General features: G+C 40.5%; 17 protein-coding genes. 6 read left to right on the forward strand and 11 right to left on the reverse strand.

Annotated elements, in window-relative coordinates; genetic code table 11:
* The first annotated feature begins 11 nt into the window (after positions 1-11).
* Positions 12-1,070: a sulfite oxidase gene (locus tag A361_RS12875; protein WP_019379867.1), complete on the forward strand. Its 1,059-nt coding sequence runs from the start codon at positions 12-14 to the stop codon at positions 1,068-1,070.
* Between the two features lie 128 nt (positions 1,071-1,198).
* On the opposite strand, the gene A361_RS30475 is transcribed toward A361_RS12875, so the two are convergent.
* The 3 genes from A361_RS30475 to A361_RS29390 form a co-directional block, all read right to left on the reverse strand.
* Positions 1,199-1,360 carry a hypothetical protein gene (locus tag A361_RS30475; protein ID WP_019379866.1) on the reverse strand — a complete coding sequence of 54 codons (162 nt, stop codon included), beginning with the start codon at positions 1,358-1,360 and terminating at the stop codon, positions 1,199-1,201.
* A gap of 23 nt (positions 1,361-1,383) precedes the next feature.
* Positions 1,384-1,593: a YozQ family protein gene (locus tag A361_RS12880; RefSeq protein ID WP_009334580.1), complete on the reverse strand. Its 210-nt coding sequence runs from the start codon at positions 1,591-1,593 to the stop codon at positions 1,384-1,386.
* A 146-nt stretch (positions 1,594-1,739) separates the two neighbouring features.
* Entirely contained in the window at positions 1,740-1,841 is a 102-nt protein-coding gene (locus A361_RS29390) for a YjcZ family sporulation protein (protein WP_019379865.1), read from the reverse strand.
* A gap of 372 nt (positions 1,842-2,213) precedes the next feature.
* Between A361_RS29390 and A361_RS12885 the strand changes: the two genes are divergently transcribed.
* From A361_RS12885 to A361_RS12895, 3 genes are all read left to right on the forward strand, one after another.
* Positions 2,214-3,431 carry a NupC/NupG family nucleoside CNT transporter gene (locus A361_RS12885; protein ID WP_019379864.1) on the forward strand — a complete coding sequence of 406 codons (1,218 nt, stop codon included), beginning with the start codon at positions 2,214-2,216 and terminating at the stop codon, positions 3,429-3,431.
* A gap of 219 nt (positions 3,432-3,650) precedes the next feature.
* A complete protein-coding gene (locus tag A361_RS12890; RefSeq protein ID WP_019379863.1) occupies positions 3,651-5,135 on the forward strand; it encodes an aldehyde dehydrogenase family protein in 1,485 nt (494 codons plus the stop codon).
* Positions 5,136-5,277: 142 nt separating this feature from the next.
* Positions 5,278-5,877, forward strand: a complete 600-nt coding sequence (locus A361_RS12895) for an SCO family protein (RefSeq protein WP_019379862.1) — start codon at positions 5,278-5,280, stop codon at positions 5,875-5,877.
* A gap of 39 nt (positions 5,878-5,916) precedes the next feature.
* Here A361_RS12895 and A361_RS31245 read toward each other — a convergent pair whose 3' ends face one another.
* The 4 genes from A361_RS31245 to A361_RS12915 all read right to left on the reverse strand — a co-directional run bounded on the left by A361_RS31245 (position 5,917) and on the right by A361_RS12915 (position 9,373).
* The gene (locus tag A361_RS31245) at positions 5,917-6,051 is read right to left on the reverse strand and encodes a hypothetical protein (RefSeq protein WP_256816508.1); all 135 of its coding nucleotides are present in this window, start codon (positions 6,049-6,051) and stop codon (positions 5,917-5,919) included.
* Between the two features lie 104 nt (positions 6,052-6,155).
* Positions 6,156-8,513: a penicillin acylase family protein gene (locus tag A361_RS12905; protein ID WP_026041561.1), complete on the reverse strand. Its 2,358-nt coding sequence runs from the start codon at positions 8,511-8,513 to the stop codon at positions 6,156-6,158.
* Between the two features lie 30 nt (positions 8,514-8,543).
* Complete coding sequence (locus tag A361_RS12910) at positions 8,544-8,927, reverse strand: MaoC/PaaZ C-terminal domain-containing protein (RefSeq protein WP_009334575.1); 384 nt, start codon at positions 8,925-8,927, stop codon at positions 8,544-8,546.
* A complete protein-coding gene (locus A361_RS12915; protein WP_009334574.1) occupies positions 8,927-9,373 on the reverse strand; it encodes an FAS1-like dehydratase domain-containing protein in 447 nt (148 codons plus the stop codon). The genes A361_RS12910 and A361_RS12915 overlap by 1 nt, the downstream gene beginning before the upstream one ends.
* A gap of 180 nt (positions 9,374-9,553) precedes the next feature.
* Between A361_RS12915 and A361_RS12920 the strand changes: the two genes are divergently transcribed.
* Positions 9,554-11,173 (forward strand): ABC-F family ATP-binding cassette domain-containing protein, encoded by a 1,620-nt coding sequence (locus A361_RS12920; RefSeq protein ID WP_019379859.1) that lies wholly within the window; start codon positions 9,554-9,556, stop codon positions 11,171-11,173.
* Positions 11,174-11,215: 42 nt separating this feature from the next.
* Here the strand turns inward: A361_RS12920 and A361_RS29395 are convergent, their stop codons facing one another.
* Positions 11,216-11,353 carry a YuzL family protein gene (locus A361_RS29395; protein WP_019379858.1) on the reverse strand — a complete coding sequence of 46 codons (138 nt, stop codon included), beginning with the start codon at positions 11,351-11,353 and terminating at the stop codon, positions 11,216-11,218.
* 103 nt (positions 11,354-11,456) lie between these two features.
* On the opposite strand from A361_RS29395, the gene A361_RS12925 reads away from it, so the two are divergent.
* Entirely contained in the window at positions 11,457-11,702 is a 246-nt protein-coding gene (locus A361_RS12925; RefSeq protein ID WP_009334572.1) for a YkuS family protein, read from the forward strand.
* 60 nt (positions 11,703-11,762) lie between these two features.
* Here the strand turns inward: A361_RS12925 and A361_RS12930 are convergent, their stop codons facing one another.
* From A361_RS12930 to A361_RS12940, 3 genes are all read right to left on the reverse strand, one after another.
* Complete coding sequence (locus A361_RS12930; RefSeq protein WP_019379857.1) at positions 11,763-12,932, reverse strand: D-alanyl-D-alanine carboxypeptidase family protein; 1,170 nt, start codon at positions 12,930-12,932, stop codon at positions 11,763-11,765.
* Positions 12,933-13,148: 216 nt separating this feature from the next.
* Positions 13,149-14,105 carry a hypothetical protein gene (locus A361_RS12935; protein ID WP_019379856.1) on the reverse strand — a complete coding sequence of 319 codons (957 nt, stop codon included), beginning with the start codon at positions 14,103-14,105 and terminating at the stop codon, positions 13,149-13,151.
* Positions 14,106-14,206: 101 nt separating this feature from the next.
* On the reverse strand, positions 14,207-15,397 hold the full coding sequence (locus A361_RS12940) for a DHH family phosphoesterase (protein WP_019379855.1): 1,191 nt from the start codon (positions 15,395-15,397) through the stop codon (positions 14,207-14,209).
* Positions 15,398-15,446: the final 49 nt, after the last annotated feature.

Genomic DNA, 15,446 nt, shown 5'->3' on the forward strand with positions numbered 1-15,446 from the left:
GGTGATGGTTCATGAATAATCAGCTTTCAGCACCTTATCTGAAAACACTAAGTCTGTCTCCTGAAAATCAGGAGTCTCCCATTCATTTTTTGGAGTGCTGGAAAACACCGCAAGAATATTTTTATTTAAGAAACCATTTTTCCTACCCGCTAATTAACCCTCAGAATTTATTTTTGTCCATTAGCGGGAACGTGAATAAAGCGATGGAAATATCTTTAAGTGAACTTTACCGCTTCCCATCCAAAACCATTCTGGTCCCTCTGGAATGCGCTGGCAATAACAGAGCGAAATTTAAACCAAAGGTTTTTGGTGAGCAATGGGAAGAAGGAGCAGTCAGTCAGGGGAAATGGAAGGGAGTGCCTTTGAAGGAACTGCTGAATAAAGCCGGACTTTTGGATGGAAGCAAAGAAGCTGTGTTCGCAGGATTGGATTTTGGTGAGCGAAAAGATTTGAATGAATCCTTTTACTTTGCCAGAAGCCTGCCAATTGAAAAGGCACTCCACGAAGATACGATAGTAGCTTATGAGTTTAACGGCAAGCCCCTACCGTATAAGCAAGGTTATCCATTCAGGCTAATCGTGCCCCAATGGTATGCAATGGCCTCCGTTAAGTGGCTTAGGAATATTTTTATTATTCAGCATGAATTTAATGGGCCTTTTCAATCAAAAGATTATGTATATTATCCTTATAAAGACAGCGATCTGGATAAAAGGCCTGTTACAGCCATTAATGTTAATAGCACAATCCAGCAGCCATTGAATTATTCCATTATTAAAGAAGGATTTCACACAATAAGAGGGATTGCCTGGACTGGCACTGGAGCAATTAATGAGGTGGCAATAAGCATTGATCATGGGGATACATGGAGAAAGACCTCACTCAAACACAGGGAAAACGAGAAGTTTTCCTGGGTTAAGTGGCATTTTGATTGGGAGGCATATAAGGGTGAGCATACCATTCTTGTGAGGGCCAGTGATTCAGAGGGCAATATCCAGCCAATAAAGCCTTACTGGAACAGAAAAGGTTATGGATATAATGCTGTGCAAAAAATAAAAATTCGAGTGGAATAATCTTTTTTCAGGTGCAGGCCCCAAATATAGTCATAAACTAAAGAGAAGATGACCTGGCATCCTCTCTTTTTAATTTTAAATTTTATCACCGCTGCAATCCTCAATCAGCAATCCATGCGGACCAGATTTTAATTTTCTTGATCTGTTCTCTTACCTGCTTCAGGTTCACCAGGCGTCTGGTTCCCTGTTGTAGCCTGGTATCCCACCCGATAGGAGGAAGTCCTCTTTTTTCTGAGAACTTTTGGCATTTTGTACTGGCCCAGATCATCTTGAGCATCTTTTGGTGCCATTGCATTGCCTCCTTGCTATTGTGTTATTCATCATACCCTTTGCGCGGAATGGAAATATCCACCCCGACAACGTCTTCAATTACCGCATCCGCCTGTCCTTCCATGTATGCGTCACTCACTTGTTCATGTGTTGTCGCCAGGCCAGATGAAAGCTGATCATTCCTGTTATAATCTTCAGTCTCATAATATCTGCCGGCAATATCTGTGCCATCATTTTTGTCCTTTTTATTCATATGGGATCCCTCCTTCTAATTTAGAACTATCTTTATTTTGGACATTTAACTGATTATCATACTGTTCCATTGCAAACAGGAAGGCTGAAAACAAAAAATCTGCCCAAATACGGGCAGATCTTTTGCGCTGTCATTTTTTTAGATAATTAGTAGCCTCCGCCAACGAAAGCAGCACCAACAATGATTAGAAGTATAAACAGGACAACGATTAAAGCAAAACCGCCGCCATACCCTGCTCCTGCACCCATTCCAACACCTCCTGACATCTAGTGACAGTGTATGAAAATGATGTTTGTCCCGAATGGGCAATTATAACGGAGGGATGAAAATAAAATCGAAGATTCATTTATTTAATTTGGCTCTATAAGATGTTTTTCAGTTATTGCCCTCTTGGAAGAGATTAAATCATTTAAAATCTGAACAAAAATAGGAGGTTATTCAACAAATTTCAATTAGCAGGAAAAAAACTCTTTACTGCAAACGGATTCATGGTAAAATGGACATGTAATCAAGTTAGATGTCTGACGTCTATTCACAAACCTCTTAGAAGAGAGGTCTATATTTTTGGCGTTTCGTAAAAACGTTTTCATTATTCTAAATTCAACAAATGAGGTGTCAACATGAGTTTTATATGGGGTTTATTAGGAGTTCTTACTGTATTGGGGATTGCTATCCTCCTTTCATCAAATCGAAAGGCAATCAATCTCCGTACAATTTTAGGCGGATTGGCTATCCAGTTTGCATTTGCCTTTGCAGTTCTCAAATGGGAACTTGGAAAAAAAGTATTAGAAAAAATGACATTTGCAGTAAATGATATTGTCGGATTTGCCAATGAAGGAATAAATTTCTTATTCGGAGGCTTGTTCCAGGAAGGTTCAGGAGTAGGAATGGTATTTGCCTTCCAGGTGCTGACTACAGTTATCTTCTTTTCTTCCCTTATCTCTGTTCTTTATTATACCGGGATTATGCAGATAATTATAAAGGTCATTGGCGGAGGTTTGTCCAAGCTGCTTGGAACAAGCAAGGCAGAGTCCATGTCTGCAGCAGCCAATATTTTTGTCGGACAAACGGAAGCTCCATTAATTGTCCGCCCTTTCCTGAATAAAATGACGAAATCTGAACTGTTTGCTGTTATGACCGGAGGCCTTGCATCAGTTGCCGGTTCAGTACTTATAGGATACTCCCTTCTTGGGGTACCATTGGAATACTTGCTTGCTGCAAGCTTCATGGCTGCACCTGCCGGCCTTGTCCTCGCTAAAATTATGATACCTGAAACAGAAGTATCAGAGACAACAAACGACATAACTATTGAAAAAGATACTGAATCTGTAAATGTGGTAGACGCTGCTGCACGCGGTGCAAGTGTGGGACTTCAGCTTGCATTAAACATCGGTGCTATGCTTCTAGCTTTTATCGCTCTGGTTGCTCTTATCAATGGAATTATCGGATTTGCAGGCGGGCTTTTCGGATTTGAAAATCTTACACTGGAAACCATTCTTGGTTTTGTTTTTGCCCCTCTTGCATTTGCAGTAGGTGTTCCATGGGCTGAAGCTGTACAGGCTGGCGGATATATCGGCCAAAAGCTCGTATTGAATGAATTTGTTGCTTATTCAGCTTTCGCACCGGAAATCAGCAGCCTGTCTCCTAAGACTGTTGCAGTAGTGAGTTTCGCACTTTGCGGATTTGCCAACATTTCCTCTATGGCCATTCTTCTGGGCGGACTGGGCAACCTTGCCCCTGACCGCAGGAACGATATAGCTAAGCTTGGAATTCGTTCAGTAATAGCTGGAGCACTTGCTTCTCTATTAAGTGCAGCAATTGCAGGAATGTTAATTTAATAGTTTTATAGCATACTGGATTAATCCGGTATGCTTTTTTATTGATTAACTTTGGGAACAGGCGAGATTTGTCGAACATTATCTGAAAATTATTTTAATTCAGAGTTGATTTTATATTTTTGTTAATGTTAAAGTATTGTTGTAAGCGTTACCATAAGTATTCTTCTAAAAGTTTTGCACCATGGAAATACATAGACTACTATTTTAAGGAGGAATTATATGAGTCAGCTAACTGCAGGTTTAAAAGAAAAGGTGGAAAAGTTTTTAAGCGGAAAGAAGAAATTATATATTAATGGTGAATTTGTTGAAAGCAAATCACAGAAAACGTTTGATACGTATAACCCGGCTACAGGGGAAGTTCTTGCTTCTGTTTTTGAAGCCGGTGCAGAAGATATTGATCTTGCAGTAAAAGCAGCCCGAAAGGCTTTTGATGAAGGCAAATGGTCAAAAATGAGCGCCTCTAAGCGCAGCCGCCTGATGTATAAGCTTGCTGATCTTATGGAAGAAAACAGTGAAGAATTAGCACAGCTTGAGACGTTGGATAATGGTAAGCCGATTCGTGAAACAACTAATGCCGATATTCCTCTGGCTGTTGAACATATGCGCTATTATGCAGGCTGGTCTACGAAGATTGTCGGCCAGACTATTCCTGTCAGCGGGCCATTCTTCAACTATACTCGCCATGAGGCAGTTGGTGTGGTGGGACAAATCATCCCTTGGAACTTCCCTCTTCTTATGGCAATGTGGAAGCTGGGTGCTGCCCTTGCAACAGGATGTACGGTTGTTCTTAAGCCAGCAGAGCAAACACCTCTTTCTGCTCTATATCTTGCTGAACTAATGGATGAAGCCGGCTTCCCTCCAGGGGTTGTCAATATTGTACCAGGTTTCGGAGAAACAGCTGGCCAGCCGCTTGTCGATCATCCCTTAGTAGATAAAATAGCGTTTACTGGTTCTACTGAAGTAGGCAAACTGATTATGTCCAATGCTTCAAAAACCTTAAAGCGCGTTACGCTTGAGCTTGGCGGTAAGTCTCCAAATATCATTCTGCCAGACGCTGATTTATCAAAGGCTATTCCAGGAGCTCTGAACGGTGTTATGTTCAACCAGGGTCAGGTGTGCTGTGCCGGCTCCCGTGTTTTCATACAAAAAAAGCAGTTTGATAATGTTGTAGCTGACATGGCTTCACATGCCAAAAAAATTAAACAAGGTGCCGGTATTCATGCTGACACAGAAATTGGCCCGCTTGTTTCTGCTGAGCAGCAAAACCGCGTTCTTGGGTACATTGAAAAAGGCCTTAGCGAAGGTGCCCAGCTTGTAGCAGGAGGCGACAAACCGCAAGAGCAAGGTTACTTCGTCTCCCCTACTATTTTTGCTGATGTTCGTGACGAAATGACGATTGCGAAGGAAGAAATATTCGGACCGGTTATTTCGGCCATGCCTTATGATGACTTAGACGAATTAATTAACCGGGCAAATAACAGTGAATATGGTTTAGCTGCAGGTGTTTGGACTCGTGATGTGGCAAATGCACACTATGTGGCCAACAAACTCCGCGCAGGTACAGTTTGGGTGAACTGCTACAACGCCTTTGACGCTGCATCTCCATTTGGCGGCTACAAGCAATCCGGAATCGGCCGTGAGATGGGATCATACGCTTTGGAAAACTATACAGAAGTTAAGAGTGTTTGGATTTCAATGAAATAATAACCGAACCAAAAAAGGAACCTTGCGGGGTTCCTTTTTTTTGTTGCTTCACTTTAATTTCCCCTGTATTAAGAATAAGTTCACAGATTATCCATAGGAATTTTGATGGATATTATTTATCCTTATATTGGGAGGGGAAATAATGAAAAAAGTTTATATTATATCCGCTATTATTGTAATATTAGGCATAGCAGCCGGAATTTCTTTTTTTATTATTCGTGATATGACAGCCAAGATTCCTGATCATATTACACTTTTAACCGATGATGAGATGTTATATGACTTTGCAGAATCGGATAAAAAGCTGAAGCTTGTTGAATTTATTTATACGCACTGTCCGGATATCTGTCCGACTACTACACAAAGGATGAATCTGCTGAAAGGTGATCTTAGCAAAGAGGGTGTTTTTGGGGAGAAGGTTCAATTCATTACTGTAACGATCGACCCCTATAGAGACACCGCAGAGGTCCTTCGAAAATATAGAAATACCTTTGAAATCGAAAATGATGGGGATTGGGTCTTTCTTACTGCAGAGCCTGATAAACTGAAAAAAGATCAGTCTGAAATTCAGGAGCTCGCTAACACGTTTCAATTTCAATACCGTGATCCCGGTGATGGTTTCTACGTTCATAGCACCTTTGTCTATTTGCTTGACGAAAATAATAAGTTTATTAAGAAGTTCCCAATGGGAGAAGATTTTGATAAGAATGATGTTTTCAATAAGATTATGAAGCAAATATAATAAAAAAGTGGCGGACTCTGGATCCGCCACTTTTTTAACCTAATTCGCAGAAGAAGATAAATTTTTGTTTTGGTTAATGAGTATTAAAGTTTTTGATCTTGGCTTTGAAAAGCTTACTTTAATACCGGATTTCTTTAATCTGTTTACCAAATCAACCAGCTGCTTTTTAGCCATTTGAAAAACTCCTTTTTCCCTGCCTGTATGATTAATATTGTACATGAAAAATATGAAAAAACTATGAACAAAAAGAAACATTTTATGATTTTTGGGAAGCTTTTTCAAGGTTTTAATAAAAGTGTATGCTTGGTCCTCTCTTCATTGAGAGCTGTCTTATGATAGTTCCCTTCTGCCCAGCCGTTCAACTGGTCATGATACCACTGGCTTAGAGGATGTCCTGATTGTCCTGGTCCCACAAGGTGATAGGCAGTATTCATGTTTTGCGTATCCATTACAAATCTCCACGAGCCCCCATGATTTACTGTGCCATCTTCTTTATTAGCTGCTGCCTGGACAGTGACTGAGCTTCCTCCAACAGGAATCCGCCCTTCTCTATTAAACAAGAAGTTTAAAGGTTTTACACTTGAAAGCGGATGGGAAAAGGCTAATTGGTGATAGTCTCCCCATTTCCACTCAGACAGGTTGTTTCCTTGAAGATCTGCAGCTTTCTTTACGGCTGAACTCAATGATCGTGAAAGGACTTCCTCCAGTCCTCCCTTTTCTTCTATCCAGCGGCTTACCCTGCCTTTTGCTGCATTTCTCAATAATTCATCCACTGCCTGCTTTTGTCCTTTAAAGAGCTTCCTCATTTCTGGTGTTATCTCATCTTCAAAAAGAACATCGGATATGCTTTTCATCCAAAGATTGAAAATGAGAGGGGCTGCTCCATCTTTGCTGTCGTTATAATCCCATTTACTCAGGGCGGATAAAGCTTCCTTTTCAAGATTGGAAGATGGTTCTCTAATTTCAGACAGGAAAATGGGTATAAATTCCTCGGCCTGCAGGTTTTTCTGATCCATCTGCAGAGACATCATGTCTTCTGCTGTAAGTTCATCCTTGCTTTTCAGGAATTCCTGGATGCGCATTTGCCTATACGGCTGTGCCCAATCATGACTTATATGGTAAGGGTAGCTGTCATCCATAACCTTATTGTTTGCAGTTGAGATGTATCCTTCTCTTGGATTAATCGCTTTTGGCAGTTGATCATAAGGTATATAGCTTTCCCAGCCGTATTCATCCGACCAGCCAGGTACTGGCAGTAGCCCGTCTCCTTTCTTTCTGATGGGGATTTTACCGTTTGCTTTATAAGCTATTGTTCCATCTGGCGAGGCAAATACAAAGTTCTGTGCGGGTGTATGAAATAACTCCAATGCTTCTTCAAATTGATGCCAGTCCGATGATTTATTCATTTTTAGAATGGCTTCCAGTTCTTTTGAAGGTTCAAGGGCAGTCCATTGCAAAGAAAGAACTGTATCTTTGCCGCTGTCTGCAGCAAATTCCGAAATTACAGGTCCGTGGCGTGTAATCGTTACTTGATAGCTAATTGTCTCCTTGTCTTTTACCTTAATTGGTTCTTCAATTATTTCTGCCTTTTCCCATTTTTCATTGAATAGAAACTCATTTTTATTGGCAGGATTCCTTTTTTCAATATACAAATCCTGGACATCTGGTCCTGTATTGGTTACTCCCCATGCAATGTTCTCATTGTGACCGAGAATAATGCCCGGAATACCGGCAAAAATGACTCCGCTGACGTTCATCTCCGGGGATTGCAAATGCATCTGATACCAGATGGAAGGTGTGCTGAGTGATAAATGCGGATCATCCGCAAGAATTGGCTTCCCGGATGCCGTTTTGCTGCCTGCTGCAGCCCAGTTATTGCTTCCGTTGAATTCCGGTGGAGTGATTGCATTTGCAAAGCTTTCTTCAATATTTAAGTTGTGTTTTCCTATTATGTAAGGGGCTTCTTCCGGATATGAGGGGAATAATTCATACGCTTTATCTTCCGGAAAATGCTGAAGGAGATAATATCGGAATGCCTGGCTTTCCCAGTGTCCTCCAAGATCATATGCCATATATTTGCCGATAGTAAGTGAATCCACGGGAGTCCATTCTTCAGGCTTATAGCCAAGTATGGAAAATTCAGGCGGCCATTTTCCGGTATCTTTCACCTCTTTAATATAAAGATTTACTCCTTCCGCAAACCAGCCTAAAATCTTTTTTGCTTCCGGGGAATATGCTTCATAGGATGCTTCTGCGGCCCTTCTCAGTCCAAGTGTCCTAAAGTATTTATCATTTTCAACCGCCCCTTCCCCGATCACTTCACTTAATCTGCCAGATGCCTGCCGCCTGCTTAAATCCATTTGAAATAGGCGATCCTGAGCCTGCACATATCCCTGTGCAATAAAAAGGTCTCGTTCATTATCCGCAAGTATGTGGGGAACGCCATTGCCGTCGCGATTCACCCTGACATCAGCAGAGATGTATCCAATTTTGATCTCTCCTTCAGTTTTAGGGATTGAGAGCGATAAATAACCAAACATAACGAAAAATGCCGCAGCCAATAACACTAATATGATTGCAAAGGTCCATAGTGAATATTTCTTCCACTTTGATTTTGGCTTGAGCTGGACCCCAATATGACCTCCCATAGAAATCCTTCCTTTATATTATATTTTTACTTCGAACTGTCCGGAAAGCTTCACTTCACCAGCTTCATTTTTAACTGAAACTTCTCCTGTCAGTCTCTTCTCATCTTTTTCCATTCTCTCCCCTGTCACTTTTCCTTCTATTGTCAGTTTCTCGCCAGGACGCGTCATTTTGCTGAAGCGCACTTTGAACTTTTTCAGGTTTTTTCTCGGAAACCAATCAGCCAGTGCTTCGCCTGCCATTCCCATAATGAGCATCCCATGGGCAATCACACCGTCCAATCCCGCTTTTTCCCCAATCGGTACTACTGTATGAATTGGATTAAAATCCCCGGATGCGCCTGCATACTTGACCAGCTGTGTATGTGTGATCTCGGGTTTATGAATCGCTGTTAATTCGCTCATTATTCTGTTCCCCTTCTTTCGATAATGGTAGATTCCGAATATAGAACCTTGATTCCTTCACTGTTTTTATAATGAATTCCTATAGTGATAAAACGCAGATTCCTCTTTTCAAATGCTGAGATTAACTGAGGAGCGGCAGTTATTGTATCGCCGGCGCATAATTCCCCCATATAGCGATATTCCTGTCCTCCGTGAAGAACCTTAAGCGGGTCAAGGCCGAATAGGCTGATTAGGGTTTCGAAATCCAATCCTCCCCACATCTCTATGGCCGTCGGAAATGTAGGCGGAATGGGGATGTCACGGTATCCCTCTTTTCTCGCGATGTCCGCATCATAATAAATAGGATTTCTGTCTCCAATTGCCATAGCAAATTCCTTGATTTTCCCCCTCTCAATTGTGAAGCGGAAAGGTTTTAGTTTTACATCTTCTTTTAAAAGAGATTCCATTACAAAAAGCACTTCCTCTCATCATGTTTATAATCTTTATGTATTCGACTTTTACCTTCTGCTTCCTTTTAATTTTCTGAACTTTTAAGAAGACGGCAAATTGCATTATGAAGAATTCGCGATTACGCGCTAAAAGTGGTATACTTTTAAGGATTATGTATTTGGAGGAATAAAAATAATATGATAACTGTCAGTAATGTAGGTCTTCGATACGGCGACCGCAAACTATTCGAAGATGTTAATATTAAATTCACACCTGGCAATTGCTATGGTTTGATTGGAGCAAATGGTGCCGGTAAATCAACTTTTCTAAAGATTTTATCCGGTGAAATCGAGGCACAATCGGGAAGTGTTCATTTAGGTCCCGGCGAGCGCCTTGCTGTCCTGAAACAGAATCATTTTGAATACGAAGAGTTTGAAGCATTAAAAGTAGTCATCATGGGACATGCCCGCCTGTATGAAGTAATGCAGGAAAAAGATGCGATTTATATGAAAGCCGATTTCACTGATGAAGATGGAATGAAGGCTGCTGAACTTGAAGGTGAGTTTGCAGAACTGAACGGATGGGAAGCGGAATCTGAAGCAGCTATTTTGCTGAAAGGGCTGGGCATCGAAGAAGAACTTCATGACAAAAAAATGGCTGACCTTTCCGGTTCTGAAAAAGTGAAAGTTCTTCTTGCGCAAGCCCTTTTCGGCAAGCCGGATGTTCTTTTGCTGGATGAGCCGACAAACCACTTGGATATCAAAGCAATTCAATGGCTTGAGGAATTTCTGATCAACTTTGAAAATACTGTTATTGTTGTATCCCATGACCGTCACTTCTTAAACAAAGTATGTACTCATATTGCCGACCTTGACTTTGGGAAAATTCAGATTTACGTCGGGAACTATGACTTCTGGTATGAGTCGAGCCAGCTTGCACAAAGGATGGCTCAGGATGCCAATAAGAAAAAGGAAGAAAAAATCAAGGAACTTCAAAGCTTTATTGCCCGCTTTAGTGCGAACGCATCAAAATCCAAGCAGGCAACTTCACGTAAAAAGCTTCTTGATAAGATTTCTTTGGACGACATCAAACCGTCTTCCAGAAAATATCCGTATGTCGGATTTTCGCCTGACCGTGAAATCGGGAATGATTTGCTAAGAGTAGACGGCATCAGCAAAACAATTGATGGCGTAAAGGTTCTGAATAATGTCAGCTTTATCATGAACAAAGATGATAAAATTGCGTTAGTTGGCCCAAACGAATTGGCGAAGACTACATTATTTAAAATATTGACTGGTGAAATGGAGCCGGATGAAGGAACGTATAAGTGGGGTGTTACAACATCTCAATCCTATTTCCCGAAAGATAACTCGGAGTTCTTCGAAAACTCTGATTTGAATCTTGTAGACTGGCTGCGCCAATTCTCACCTGCTGATGATAGTGAAAGCTTCCTGAGAGGTTTCCTTGGAAGAATGCTATTCTCTGGTGAGGAAGTTCTAAAGAAAGCAAGCGTTCTCTCAGGTGGAGAAAAAGTCCGCTGCATGCTTTCCAAAATGATGCTTAGCGGTGCAAATGTACTTATGCTGGATGAGCCAACCAACCACCTTGATTTGGAATCCATTACAGCATTGAACAATGGGCTAATTAACTTCAAAGGGTCTATGATTTTTGCATCACATGACCATCAGTTCATTCAAACCATTGCCAACCGCATTATTGAAATTACACCGGCTGGCATCGTCGATAAGCAAATGACTTATGATGAGTATTTAGAAGATTCATCCATTCAAAAACAAGTTGCTGATATGTATCAGTAGACAGTAAAAGCAGGAGGAATAACCTCCTGCTTTTAATTTTTGTTAAAAGTCTTGTTTTTTCTTTTTATGGCGTGCAGAAGAAGCTGTTCTGCTGCCCGTTTCCATATTGGTTGTACCTTGACCTTCGATGTTTGGGGAACTTAGTCCAGCCTTTGAAGGGTCTTTTTTGCGTTTGCTCATGTTAAACACCTCCTTTCTTACTGTTTCGTGTTATGGCTAATTTTATCCATGGAATAAAAATGGAGTACAAAAGCCAATCTAACAAACGGAGGAGGTGTTAACATTGACGAAAAGAGTAGCGGTTGAACAATCCTTAACAAATGTTTCGGAAGCGCTTCGCGAAAAAGGTTATGAAGTGGTTGATATGAAGACGGCGCATGATGCTGAGAACTGCTCCTGCTGTGTAGTGAGCGGTGTTGATTCAAATGTGATGGGTATGCAGGATGTTTCTACAAAAGCTTCTGTCATTGAAGCTAGCGGCCTATCGGCTGATGAGGTATGCCGTCAGGTGGAGCAAAGAATGCAATAAAAGATTGTCCAAAGACTAAAGAGAATTTCTTTAGTCTTTTTTCATAAAAAAAGACGTGCATTAAACCCGTCTTCTTCTTCTGGCTTTTGCTTTTAGATTTTTCCTTAATATTAGTATAAAGATTACAAATAAAAATATTATTAAGCCTGCTCTGCCATAGTATCCAGTTGTCTCTTTCCCAGTCTCCTTTTCTGTTTTCAGCTGGCTGGAAACCACTTCATCCTGTTTGTCTTCCAGAAGCTTTACAGATTGAATGATCCTTCCGTTTTCATTCTTAATCTGCAGCTTTCCTTTTGATGTAATGTCTTCTTCGTAGATTCCTTTTGGCAATGTTATGGCTACATTTTCACCGCCAGTTGTATAGGTTTTTCCATCAGAAGGAAAAACGTCAGTGCTGCTCAGTGTCGAGGTTTCAAAGTTGCTGAACCCATAGTTCAAAAGGTTTTTTGTATCATTATAAATATCCCGCTTGAATTCAGCTTTTAATACAATGGCCGTTAACTTTATTGAATCGTTTTCGGCAGAAGTGGCGAGGGTCTGCTTAGCTTCATCTACGAAACCGGTTTTTCCCCCTGTCACTCCTTCGAATGGAACCTCACCTTTAAGCATCCTGTGATGAGTAAAGATGGTGGTGTCCCATGACTTTCCTGCCCACTTCATTTCCTTTGTTCCGTAGATTTCTCGGAAGGTCTCATTTTTCAGGGCGTAATTAGTTAATTTTGCAAGGTCCCCTGCCGTTGTATAGTGGTTTTCATCAAACAAACCGTGAGGATTAACAAAGTGAGTATTTTTTAAGCCTGCACTCTCTTCAAGATAGTGATTAAGGTTCTCTGAGAATGCTTTCATATTGCCGTCCAGATGCTCAGCAATGCTCCAGGCAGCATCATTTCCTGAATTAATCAGCATTCCCTGAACGAGTTTTATTAAAGGCACTTTTTCTCCTTCCTCCAAATAAACTCGTGTTCCTTCAACCTCTGCTGCTTTTTTGCTTATAGTTGCTATGTCCTTTAAGTCTCCATTTTCAATGGCATATATGGCAGTTGCTATTTTCGTCAAACTGGCCGGGTACATCTTTTTATCCGCATTTTTTGCATACAGAACTGCACCTGATTCAGAATCTGTTACAATTGCGGCTTCACTGATAATTGCAGGGTCTTTTGGTTCCTCTGCTGCTGCATATGCAGTTGGAAAACTGAATAAAAGCAGGATGAATACAAGCAATTTCTTCATGAATACACATCCAATTCAAACCGATAATCATTACTGATTGTACCAGACAATTCATGCATACTTATATGGTGTTTATCAATTGTTACATAATTGAAAATTTAATGCCGTAATTTGAGAAGATTGATAATGAAAGGAAATGACCTGCTTTTATCTTTTCCAAAACAACAAGAACTTAAAATTTTGAAAAACAAAAAAGCAATCCAATTGGACTGCTTTTTAGCTAGAGCATCCGCCTCCGCAGCTCGAACAGCTGGAGCCGCCTGAATCATGTCCTCCTCCTGAATCATGATCACTATGGCTGCTGCAAGAGAAGCCGGAGCAGTAAACCATTCCGGAAGCACTGTCTTTTGCGAGTTCGGGGGGAAGAAGTTCGTTCATATTGTCCTCGAACCCATCTGGTTCATAAACCGAAAAATACACGGCTGGAAACAACAGATAGGAATATTGGCTGACAGATGCGGGCTTCGTAAATTCCAGCGCCTTCTTCCCAAGCTTCATTGATTCTGATTCAGAAATTTCATGCTTCAGTTTTTCTATCATTTTCTTTTTCAGTTCAAGCCAATCATTTCCTGCCCTGAAATACTTATTTAACAGTTCAGTCTCATTCATGCTTCTAAAATCATCAAGTATTTCCTTTTTAATCGGATTTTGCAAAAAGCTTCCCCAAATTCTTCTGCTATTATGGCCTGCTTCAAAAAGACTTAAATACACCCAGTCAAAAAAAGCCCTTTCACCTGGTATAGGGGTGCTGTCCATATTTGGGGAATGGTGCAGGTATTCACCAAAGAAGTTTTTTGAAAAATGCTCATAATCACGGGTGAACATGAGCATTTCATGCCAAATATCATCCGCTTTACTGCTGAACATAGGCACTGTTTTCAGTATGGCATTCATCACAAAATATCTTTTTAGTTCAAAAAATGTCCAATCATATGCGTAGTCTTTCCATTTGGGGTGCTCCCTCAGTACACGATTTTTTATATTCTCCCTGTACCCTTCAGGTAATGATTTTTCTAAATTTCGAATCATTGGAAGATAGTCGTCGGACTGAATTCCCAAATGTTCAGGAAATGGCTCATCTTTAATAAATGGATCTCTTTTCGAACCAGTAACTATAACTTTAATGAAAATGGCAGCAAAAATCACACCAAAAATAAACAAAAATATTTCCATAGAACCTCCCCCAATCTATATATATGTTTCAATTATATATGAAATTTACAATATTTAGCAGGGGTAGTTTTCAAAAAAAACCGCCAAATAAGGCGGGATAGCTAATTTTTTGTCTTTATATAATAACGCTTTAAAAATTCTACATAAATATCATCATGAACAAGCCATGCCTGGTATTTTCTTTTAATATAATTTTCTGCCTGCTGAAAGTTCTGATAGGGTTCGCGGACGGGCTTTCCGTTCATTTCCAGAATCCAATTGTCCTCGCCTGCAGCAAAAATAAAAAATTTGTCTCCTTTCTTATTTTCGTATAGTGATCCCTGCATAGAACTTTTATTATTGTATTTGTTCCTGAATGCATCCTGCCTCATGGGATCCAGAGGGAAAATATCCTGAACGAATAGTTTATAAGCATCTTTTCCCATCGAACAGCCTGACGCTTTTGCATGTCCTCCTCCTCCAAACTTTCCGGCGACGGCAGATACATCAACGTGGTCATGAATTGTCCTGAAACTGATTTTTTTGCCCCCAAGGTTTAAGATAGCGATATAATCCAAATGGGGAAAATCTTTGCCAAGTTCGTTTCCTAATTCAGAATGATAGGATTCAGCATGGACGATGCCAGCACAATATTCACCAATGAACGTTTGGACAATTTCCCGCTTCTTCCGTCTAACATAACGCTCAATCTTTTCCTCTTCCATTTCCAGTAATTTTTGTTCAAAATCATCAAATTCGAAATGATCTGAGTTTATGATTCTTTCCGTCATTTTTTCTTCGAATTCTTCAATGGAAACCATAAAGAATAGATCGTTCAGATTCTTTGCTTTAATATTATCATTTTGGTCCCATTCCCAAGTATCATACTGGCGGACAAGTTCAACGAATTCGTCCAGGGCCTGGGATGATTTAATCAGTTCATGTTCCAAGAGATATTCATACAGCAAAGAGGTTGCAGCTGTGAGCCTGCCATCATCATATTGAACCTTCACTCTGCCCCAGTTGTAATCATTAAAGTGCAGGGCTGTTTTGTGATGGTCAATTAATCTGACTTTGCCGCCGCCTTTTTCCAGATCATCAAGCCTTATCAAGTTTTCATCATTAACAGATAAATCCGTGATAATTAAAAAGTCATCCTTCAATTTCTTTTCATTTTCAAACAATTTTTCAATCTGATGATCAAGTCCCATTACAGAGTTATAGCGTACCTCGACATCTTTTCCAAAAGCAATCTTTGCAACGATGCCGCATCCGACGCCATCAAGGTCATTATGTGTATACAGCCTGTACAATATCAATCACCTGCTATTCTTAGACTCATTCCTCTACTAGTTTGGTTGT

Origin of the sequence: Cytobacillus oceanisediminis 2691, from assembly GCF_000294775.2 — a bacterium.
Classification (GTDB): domain Bacteria; phylum Bacillota; class Bacilli; order Bacillales; family Cytobacillaceae; genus Cytobacillus; species Cytobacillus pseudoceanisediminis.